General features: G+C 72.0%; 8 protein-coding genes and 1 pseudogene. All 9 read right to left on the reverse strand.

Going from position 1 to position 9087, the window contains the following annotated elements; all coding sequences use genetic code 11:
* Positions 1–186 (reverse strand): flavodoxin-dependent (E)-4-hydroxy-3-methylbut-2-enyl-diphosphate synthase (locus tag IF20_RS36760; RefSeq protein WP_199896928.1); only part of this gene is annotated, 186 nt, incomplete at its 3' end.
* A gap of 4 nt (positions 187–190) precedes the next feature.
* On the reverse strand, positions 191–1216 hold the full coding sequence (gene hpnH, locus IF20_RS36765; protein ID WP_052869785.1) for an adenosyl-hopene transferase HpnH: 1026 nt from the start codon (positions 1214–1216) through the stop codon (positions 191–193).
* A 5-nt stretch (positions 1217–1221) separates the two neighbouring features.
* Positions 1222–1866, reverse strand: a complete 645-nt coding sequence (locus IF20_RS36770) for a phosphorylase family protein (RefSeq protein WP_052869786.1) — start codon at positions 1864–1866, stop codon at positions 1222–1224.
* Positions 1867–3894, reverse strand: coding sequence for a squalene--hopene cyclase (shc, locus tag IF20_RS36775; RefSeq protein WP_052869787.1), 2028 nt, complete (start codon positions 3892–3894; stop codon positions 1867–1869).
* Positions 3895–4022: 128 nt separating this feature from the next.
* Positions 4023–5144: a polyprenyl synthetase family protein gene (locus IF20_RS36780; RefSeq protein ID WP_052869788.1), complete on the reverse strand. Its 1122-nt coding sequence runs from the start codon at positions 5142–5144 to the stop codon at positions 4023–4025.
* Positions 5141–6604 (reverse strand): hydroxysqualene dehydroxylase HpnE, encoded by a 1464-nt coding sequence (gene hpnE, locus IF20_RS36785; protein ID WP_110944903.1) that lies wholly within the window; start codon positions 6602–6604, stop codon positions 5141–5143. The genes IF20_RS36780 and hpnE overlap by 4 nt, the downstream gene beginning before the upstream one ends.
* A 115-nt stretch (positions 6605–6719) precedes the next feature.
* On the reverse strand, positions 6720–7673 hold the full coding sequence (gene hpnD / locus IF20_RS36790; protein ID WP_110944904.1) for a presqualene diphosphate synthase HpnD: 954 nt from the start codon (positions 7671–7673) through the stop codon (positions 6720–6722).
* Positions 7670–8557: a squalene synthase HpnC gene (gene hpnC / locus IF20_RS36795; RefSeq protein WP_234427006.1), complete on the reverse strand. Its 888-nt coding sequence runs from the start codon at positions 8555–8557 to the stop codon at positions 7670–7672. The genes hpnD and hpnC overlap by 4 nt, the downstream gene beginning before the upstream one ends.
* A gap of 388 nt (positions 8558–8945) precedes the next feature.
* Positions 8946–9087 (reverse strand): annotated as a pseudogene (locus tag IF20_RS36800) (ABC transporter ATP-binding protein); the annotation flags it as partial.

The raw sequence follows: 9087 nt of genomic DNA on the forward strand, positions 1-9087 counted from the left end.
CGCGATCTGCTGCAGCGTCGCCCCGATGTCCGCGGTCCGCGTCGTCGTCATCGACTGCACCGACACCGGTGCGTCGCCCCCGACGGCCACCGGCCCGACCTGGATCCGGCGCGAGACGCGCCGGACGGCCAGGGGCCGGGCCGGGACCTCGGGGAGCCCCAGAGCGACAGGCTCACTGAGGGTCATGACGTCACCCGCGGCTTCCGGCGGCGGTCTCGCGGGCTGCACGCAGCGACTCCTTCAGGGAGCCCATGGTGGCCAGGACGGCGGTCGGCTCGTAGCCGCAGTGCGCCATGCAGTTGGCGCAGCGCGGGTCCTTGCCGCGGCCGTACTTGTCCCAGTCGGTCTCCTCGATCAGCTCCCGGTACGTGGGGACGTACCCGTCGCTCATCAGGTAGCAGGGGCGCTGCCAGCCGAACAGGGAGTAGTTCGGGATCGCCCAGGCGGTACACGGGAAGTCCGCCTTGCCCTCCAGGAAGTCCAGGAAGAGCGGGCTGTGGTTGAGCCGCCAGCGGCGCCGGTTGCCGCCGGCGAAGGCCTTCTTGAACAGTTCCCTGGTCTGCTCGACGCCCAGGAAGTGCTCCTGGTCGGGGGCCTTCTCGTAGGCGTAGGCGGGCGACAGCATCATCTCGTCGACCTTGAGGTCGTCGTTGAGGAAGTTGAGCACCTCGATGATGGTCTGCGGGGTGTCGGTGTTGAAGAAGGTGGAGTTGGTGGTGACCCGGAAGCCGCGCCGCTTGGCCTCCTTGATCGCCGCCACGGCCTCGTCGAAGACGCCTTCCTTGGCCACGGACTCGTCGTGCCGCTCGCGCATCCCGTCGATGTGCACCGCGAAGGCGAAGTACGGCGAGGGGGTGAACTTGTCCATCTTCTTGCGCAGCAGCATGGCGTTGGTGCACAGGAAGACGTACTTCTTCCGGTCCACCAGCTGGCGCACGATCTCATCGATCTGCGGGTGCATCAGGGGCTCGCCGCCCGCGATGGACACCATCGGGGCACCGGACTCCAGGACGGCGCCGACCGCCTGGGCGACCGGCATCCGCTGCTTCAGCACGCCGGCCGGGTGCTGGATCTTTCCGCAGCCCTCGCACGCGAGGTTGCACGCGTACAGGGGCTCCAGTTCGACGATGAGCGGGAACTTCTCACGCCGCCGGAGCACTTTCTGTTCAAAGAGATAGGTCCCGACCCTGATGGTCTGACGGAGCGGCATGGCCATCTGGCTCACCTCCTGGGGAGCAGCAAAGAACGGTGCCATTCAAAGAAAACGGGAAGGACGGCACACAAGACACGGAAGGCCGATATTCCCCCGCGTACCGTGCCGATACGGACGAGTTCGTGCTCCGGAGCGTCCACGACCACCCGGACGGCCGCAACCGGACGGGGCCCGGCGCGCAGCGCGCTGCCGAGCGTGGCGGCGGACTCCATGTCCACCGCGACCGCTCCCGCGGCGTGCAGCGCGGCCCGCTCGGTGCCGCGTACGACGTGGTCGCTGCCGAGCAGCAGTCCGGAGTGCACGGTCAGGCCGCGCTCCTTCAAGGCCGCGACCATCGGCGCGTTGTCGCGGCAGACGCTCTCCGGCCGGTCCGGCTGGTGTTCGCGGGTGGCCTCCGCGACGACCACGTCACCGGGGCGCATGCCCGGCGCGAGGCCGGCGCAGAAGCCGCTGGCGACGACGGGCGAGGCCGCGGTGGGCGAGCCCGCGGCCAGCGCGGCGGCGACGGCCCGCTCCGCGGCCTGCGGCCCCATGCCCGTACGGAGCACGGTGGCGTCCGGGCCGCCGCGCAGCGCGAGGCGCTCGATGCCGAGCGCACAGGCGACCAGCAGCGGGGGCGGTGGGCCCGGAGCCGGGCCGGCCGGGGCGGTCATCTAGCGCCCCGGAGCAGCACCGGCCGGGCCGCCGCCCAGATAGCGGCCGAGGGCCGTGAGCGGGAAGACCTGCCGGTAGAGGTGGTAGTTGATCGAGAAGTCCCAGGGGAAGCCGGTCCCGGTGAAGTAGGGCTCGTCCCAGGAGCCGTCCGGGCGCTGGGTGGCGGCGAGGTACGCGACGCCCCGCTCGACGGCCTTGCCGTCCCGCTCGCCGGCCGCGATCAGCGCCATCAGCGCCCAGCCGGTCTGCGAGGCGGTGGACGCGCCGCGCCCGATCCACTCCCGGTCCCGGTACGAGCGCTGGTCCTCGCCCCAGCCACCGTCCTCGTTCTGCACCGACTCCAGCCAACTGACGGCGCGGCGGATCGCGGGGTGCGAGAGGGGCAGGCCGGCCGCGATCAGCGCGGGCAGTACGGAGCCGGTGCCGTAGACGTAGTTGGTGCCCCAGCGGCCGAACCACGCGCCGGTCGGATCCTGCTCGGCCAGCAGCCACTCGATGCCGCGCCGGACGCGCGGGTCGTGGGTGGCGCCGACGTCCGCCGCCATCTCCACGACGTGCGCGGTGACGTCGGCCGACGGCGGGTCGATGACCTCACCGAAGTCGCAGAAGGGCAGCCGGTCGGGGAAGGGGCTGGTGTTGTCGGCGTCGAAGGCGCCCCAGGCCCCGTTCCTGGACTGCATGCCGAGGTTCCAGCGCACGGCGCGGCGTACGGCGTCCTCGACGCGCTGCGGGTCGGGGTGCTCCACGCGGCGCAGCGCGAGGACGACCTCGGCGGTGTCGTCGATATCGGGGTAGTTGTCGTTCTCGAACTCGAAGGCCCAGCCGCCGGACGGCAGCGTCGGCCGCCGGACGGTCCAGTCGCCGGGCCGGTCGATCTGCTCGTCCAGCATCCAGTCGGCGGCCTTGACCAGCTGCGGGTGGTCCCGGTCCAGGCCCGCGTCGGCCAGCGCGATGGTGGCGAGGCAGGTGTCCCAGACCGGGGACTGGCACGCCTCGATCATGCGGACGGGGGCGCCGGCGCCGTCCTCGCGCCAGACGGCGAACCGGTCCAGGGAGGCCAGGCCTTCTCGCAGGACCGGGTGGTCCAGGTCGTAGCCCAGCAGGTGCAGCGCGATGACGGAGTAGACCGCCGGGGGCTGGATGCCGCCCCAGCAGCCGTCGTTCTCCTGCCGCTCGATGATCCAGCGGGCGGCGACGCGCATGGCGCTGCGGCGCAGCCGGCGCGGCGCGACCCTGTGGTAGAGGTGCAACGCCTTGTCCAGGCGCTGGAAGGCGCCGTCCCAGGTGGTGAGGGGGGCGAGCGGGCGCGGCGGGTTCGGGTTCCGCGGGTCGGCGTGCAGCTCGTCCAGCGCGAAGGGCGCGGGGCGCACGGGCCGGTGGGCGGAGACGATCGTCAGCGGGACGATGGTCTGCCGGGCCCAGCAGCCGAAGTCGTAGATGTTGAGCGGGAACCACTTCGGGAAGGCGATGAGCTCCGGCGGCAGGTCGGGCAGGTCCGCCCATTTCCACCAACCGAAGAGGGCCAGCCAGATGCGGGTGAAGACCCGGGAGGCGGCGATGCCGCCCTGCTCGCGGATCCAGGCGGACGCCTTGGCCATGTGCGGCGCTTCGGGCGCGTCGCCCGCCAGGCGCAGCGCGACGTAGCCCTCGATCGTGGTGGACAGGTCGCCGGGCCCGCCGTGGAAGGTGGCCCAGGTACCGTCGTCCCGCTGCTCGCCGCGGATGAAGCGCGCGGCGGCCTCGGTGGTCCGTGCGTCCCTGATGCCCAGGAACTGGCGGAGCATCAGGTCCTCGGCGTCCATCGTCACGTTCGTGTCGAGGTCGCCCTTCCACCAGCCGGCGGGGTCCTGGAGGGAGAGGAGGAATGCGGTGGCCCGGGCGGTCGCCTGCCGCGCCGCGCCCGGCACGTCATCGGGTGTCGGGGGTGGGGCCGGTGCACCGGGTTCGGTTGTCTCAGCGGTGGCATCGCTGGCCGAAGGGGCCCGGGACGGCAGGGCCCCGGTGCTTCCGTCGGTCGTCGCTGTCATGGCTTCCCCTTCTGCAGTGATCAAAGAAAAATGCATGGGGCTTCCGTCGGCCGGTGCCGGGCTTCCGGTATGGCGTACCGGGAGCCGGCGCCGGCCGGCGACTGCGAGCTAGATCGGGTTGATCGTGATCATCTCTTCCGTACGACGACGAAGTCCGCGAGGGCGGTGAGCTGGGCACGGACCTCTTCGGGCATGGTGATCTCGTCGAGTGCGGCGAGCGCGGTGGCGTGCTGGCGACGGGCCTCCTCCGAGGTCCACTCCCGGCCGCCGGCCTCCTCGATGAGAGCTGCGCGGGAGGCGAACTCCGCCTCCGTGAAGTCGGCGATCTCGGTCTCGCTCTTCTTGGCGTCGTCGGCCAGGATGCGGGCGAGCTTCTCGGATGCCGGGCCGCCCGCGTCCAGGGCGGCGACGACCGGCAGCGACTTCTTGCGCTGCCGCAGGTCGGACCAGGTCTGCTTGCCGGTGGCCTCGGGGTCGCCCCAGATGCCGAGCAGGTCGTCGACGGCCTGGAAGGCGAGGCCGAGGTGGTAGCCGTACTTCTCCAGGGTGTCGGCCGTCCGGTCGTCGGCGCCGCCGAGCACCGCACCGATGGAGACGGCGCAGGCCAGCAGCGCGCCGGTCTTGTTGCCCTCCATCTCCAGGCACTCCGCGACGGTGACCCGGTCGCGGTGTTCGTAGGAGATGTCCTGGGCCTGACCGTCGATCAGCTTGCGGGTGGCGATGGTGAGCCGGCGCGTCGCGCGCCCGGCGTCCACGGTCTCCAGCTCCAGCAGTATTTCGTTGGCGAGTGCGAAAAGGGCGTCACCGACCAGGATGGCCTGGGCCGGGCCGTGCACCTTCCACACGGTGTCGCGGTGGCGGCGCTGCTCGTCCCCGTCCATGAGGTCGTCGTGCAGCAGCGAGAAGTTGTGCACGAGCTCCACGGCGACGGCCCCGGGAATGCCGACCTCGGGCGCGGCACCCGCGGCCTCCGCCGAGAGCAGGGCGAGGGCGGGCCGTACGGCCTTGCCGCCGTCGCCCGCCGAGGGCGCCCCCGCGGCGTCGATCCAACCGAAGTGGTACGCGGCTACGGTGTCCATGGGAGGCGCGAGCCGGTCAACGGCGGCCCGCAGCACCGGAGTGGCGAGCCTGCGCCCGCGCTCCAGGAGTGCGGTGACCGCCTCGGTGTCGATTACTGGGGAAGCCGGATGCACGGTTTCTCCTCTTGTTCCGGTGCTCGTGTTCGTGCGAGCGCGCGTACTCGTTGTCATGCCGCCTCCTGGGGCAGTGATCCCTGGGGGAAGCCGAGTTCGGTGAGTGCCTCGCGTGCGGCACTGAGGCCACTGCGAACAGCGCTTTCCATGGTCGCGGGCCACCCGGTGGCGGTCCACGCACCGGCCAGGTACAGGCCGGTGGACTGAGTGCGGGCGGCGGGCCTGAGGCGGCCGACGCCCGGTGCGGGGGCGAACGTCGCCGTGCGCTCGCGGGTGACGAAGAAGTCGCGGACCTTCGCCCCGCGCGCGGCGGGCAGCACCCGCGCGAGCTCCGGGAGGTACCGCTCGCGCAGCACGCCGACCGGCAGGTCGATCTCGTCCTGCGCCGCGGACTGCGAGACGGCGAGGTACTGCCCGCCGCCCCGCAGCCCGGAGGCGTCCGTCCGGTCGAAGACCCACTGCAGCGGCGAGCCGAGCGCCGCGAAGAACGGGCGGCGCAGCACCTTGCGGTCGTAGAGGACGTGCACGTTGAGGATCGGGGCCGTGCCGATCTCCAGCAGCCGGTCGGGGTGGGCCAGCGCGCCGGGCGGCAGCAGGCCGTGCGTCTCGCGCTGCGGCAGGGCCAGGACGACCGTCTCGGCGGTCAGCTGCTCCTGGCTGTGCGGTCCGTTCTCGACGGTGACCTGCCAGCGCTCCTCGTCGGTACGGGTCACGGCGGTGGCCCGGGTACGGGTCTCCACGCGCACCCCGGCCTTGTCCAGCGCCGTCCGGGCGAGGCCGTCGTGCACGTCGCCGAGCGGCACGCGGGACCAGCCGATGTCGGCGGCGCCCGGGTCGGAGAGCAGGCCGGTCTTGAAGACCATGGCCGCGAGTCCGACGGAGGCGTCGGCGGCGCGGGCGTTGAGGGTGGCCACGCCGACCAGGTCCCACAGGGCCTCCACGGCGCGGGACGACTGGCCGTGCCGGGCGAGCCAGCTCGCGAAGTCGGTACGGTCCAGCTCGGGGTCGGCCGGGTCCAAGCTCTTCAGGGCGAGCGCGGCGCGGCCCACGGAGGCGCGCTCGGCGAGCGAGAGGTGCGGGTAGGTGGCCAGGCTCGCGGCGAGGTGCAGCGGGACGGGCAGCGCGGTACGGCGCAGCCGGCCCAGGCGGGCGCCGGCGGCGGCCCGCGCGGGGTCGGCGTCGAGGACCGGTACGTCCAAGCGGTCCTGGATCGGCATCAGGTGCGCGCCGCCGACCCGCTCCAGGAAGTCCCGGTAGGCGGTGCAGCAGCGCAGGTAGACGTGCTGGCCGTTGTCCACGCTCAGTTCGCCTGCCGCGGAGTCGCGGCGGAAGGAGAAGGCGAGCCCGCCCAGCCGCGGCCGGCCTTCGACGAGGGTGACGCGGAGCCCCGCGTCGGCGAGCGCGAGGGCCGCGGTGGTGCCCGCGAGGCCGCCGCCCACGACGACCGCCGCGGCGCCTCCGCCGCCGGCGGCACCCGTGGTGACGTGCGAGGCCGGCCGTGTGTCGGCGGAAGTCATGCGTCCTCCTGGATTGCTGCTGTCATGGACGCAGCGGCCGCCCGGAGGGTTGCCCGGAGTTCCAGGGCGTGTGCGGTGCAGACGTACGCGGGCGCGCACCGGAGCGTTCGACGTGTCATCCGCGCCTCCTGACAGTCTGTCGGCGGACGATCGCCCGCGCGTCCAGCCCGGAGAGGCCGCGGACGGCGACGAACGCCTTCTCATGGCCGGGCAGCGAGACCCGGCCGCGCAGCACGGCCTCGGGGTCGTCGGCGATCCGGCGGAGCAGGCGGTGGTAGATGCCGGCCATCGCGGCGACGCACGCGCCGCTGCGCCGGTCGAGCATGGGCAGCAGCCGGAAGCCGTCGGCGAACAGGGCGCGGGCCCGACGCACTTCGAAGTGCACGAGCCCGGTGAAGTCCGCGCCCGAAGGCGGCACCGGACCGTGGAACCCCGCGGCGCAGCCGAACTTCTCCAAGTCCTCGGCGGGCAGGTACGTGCGACCGTTGTCGGCGTCTTCCCGTACATCCCGGAGAATATTGGTCAGCTGGAGGGCGAGCCCCAGCGTATCGGCGTACTCCGGAGCGCGATCCGTCTCCGGCGCGCCGGGCACGGTGCCGAACACGCCGAGCGAGAGGCGGCCGATGGCCCCGGCGACGCAGCGGCAGTAGACCTTGAGGTCGTCCCAGGTCTCGTACGTCGTGCCGCGCACGTCCATCAGGACGCCGTCGATCAGCTCGTCCAGGGCGTCCAGCGGCACCGGAAAGCGGTGCGCCGCGTCCGCGAGCGCGACCGCCACCGGGTCGGTGTCGTCCTCGGCGATCTCGCCGTCCTTTATGCGCGCGAGCACACCGCGGGTGTCCGCCAGCCGTTGCTCCTTCTCGGCGGGCGCCAGCGCGCCGTCGCCGATGTCGTCCACTCGGCGCGAGAACGCGTACAGCGCCGACATGGCCTGTCGCTTCTCGGTGGGCAGCAGCCTGATTCCGTAAGCGAAGTTTCGCGCCTGCTGCCCCGTAACGGTCTCGCAGTAGCGGTACGCAGCGAGCACCGGCGCGGACGCGTGTGCGGTTGCCTCCACGGTCCGACTCACCCCTCTCTTCGCAGTGTCGCCCCTACCGCGCGCAGCAGACCGAGCTTGCTGGGCTTGGGCGGTCCAGGGAGGACGTCGTGATCGGCGGCCGCCACCGCCTGAAGGGCAGCGCGTCCGCCGGCGACGAAGCCGGCGAGCAGCAGCTTGAGTCTGCCGTGGACGCTACCCACCAGCGGGGCACCTTCATTCAGCAGGTCACGGGCGCGTTCCGCCTCGAATGCGACCAGTGCGCGCGCCTGTGCGCCCCCCTTCGGAGCGGCCAGGTCGGATTCGGAGACGCCGAAGCGCTTCATGTCCTCGGCAGGCAGATAGATACGGTTCCTCCGCAGGTCCTCCGCGACGTCCTGAATGTGCTCGACGATCTGGAGGGCGGTGCAGATGGCGTCCGAACGGCGGATCCGCTCGGGCGTGGTCGTGCCCGTGATGCCCAGCACGAGCCGGCCCACGGGATTGGCGGACAGTTCGCAGTAGTCCAGCAGATCCGCGTAGCCCGGATAGCGGCTGACGCGCTGGTCCTGCCGGTTGGCCTCGATCAGACGCTCGAACGGCTCAGGGCTCAGGGCGCAGCGCCGTACGGTCGGGCCGAGGCGGCGCATGAGGGGGTGCCGGGGGCCGGGCGCACGGTCGCTGTAGACCCGGCGCAGGTCCGCCTCCAGCGCGTCCAGCATCGCGAGGCGGTCCCCCGCCTGCGCGCGGTCGAGCCCGAGCAACGCGGCGTCGCCGCCACCGGGCGCGAGGTCGCCGTCGCCGATGTCGTCGACCAGCCGTGCGAATCCGTAGACCGCCATCAGGTCGGCGCGCCAGGCGCGGGGCAGGAAGAACGGCGCGACGGGGAAGTTCTCGTGCGCAGCCTTGTCGAGAACGGCGCGCTCGGGCGCGGGCACGACAGGCTCCGGGCTCACCGGAGGCTGCCCGGCGCGTTCCGGAGCCGGAGAGATCCCGTAGCCATTGCCGTCACGTCTCCCGTTCTACACCGCCACGCTAAAACTTCATATTTCGGACACGCCGCAGCCGCGCGGCCCGTCCGATCAGGGCATCCACCGACGCCGTCGGACCATATTGCCCGACTTGTACCACATGTGCCGTTCGGCACCCGTACAGCTTACGCCGTACATCTCACACTCGTCCGAGGGGGTACCGAACCGCGGAGCAACGATCCGGACAACTCCGACAGGCAGACAACTGTTCCGGAAGCGGCCGGAGTTGACCATTTCTTTGAGCAACGGAGGCCTCCGCGCCGAACGGCGCGGAGGCCTCCGTTGCACGTACGGGCTACTTGCCCGTCTCCTTCTCGTACGCCTTGATCACTTCGTCCGTGGGGCCGTCCATGACGAGCTCGCCCTTCTCCAGCCACAGCACCCGGTCGCAGGTGTCCCGGATGGACTTGTTGTTGTGGCTGACCAGGAAGACCGTG

Origin of the sequence: Streptomyces niger (assembly GCF_000718305.1) — a bacterium.
In the GTDB taxonomy this organism is placed as follows: Bacteria; Actinomycetota; Actinomycetes; order Streptomycetales; family Streptomycetaceae; genus Streptomyces; species Streptomyces niger.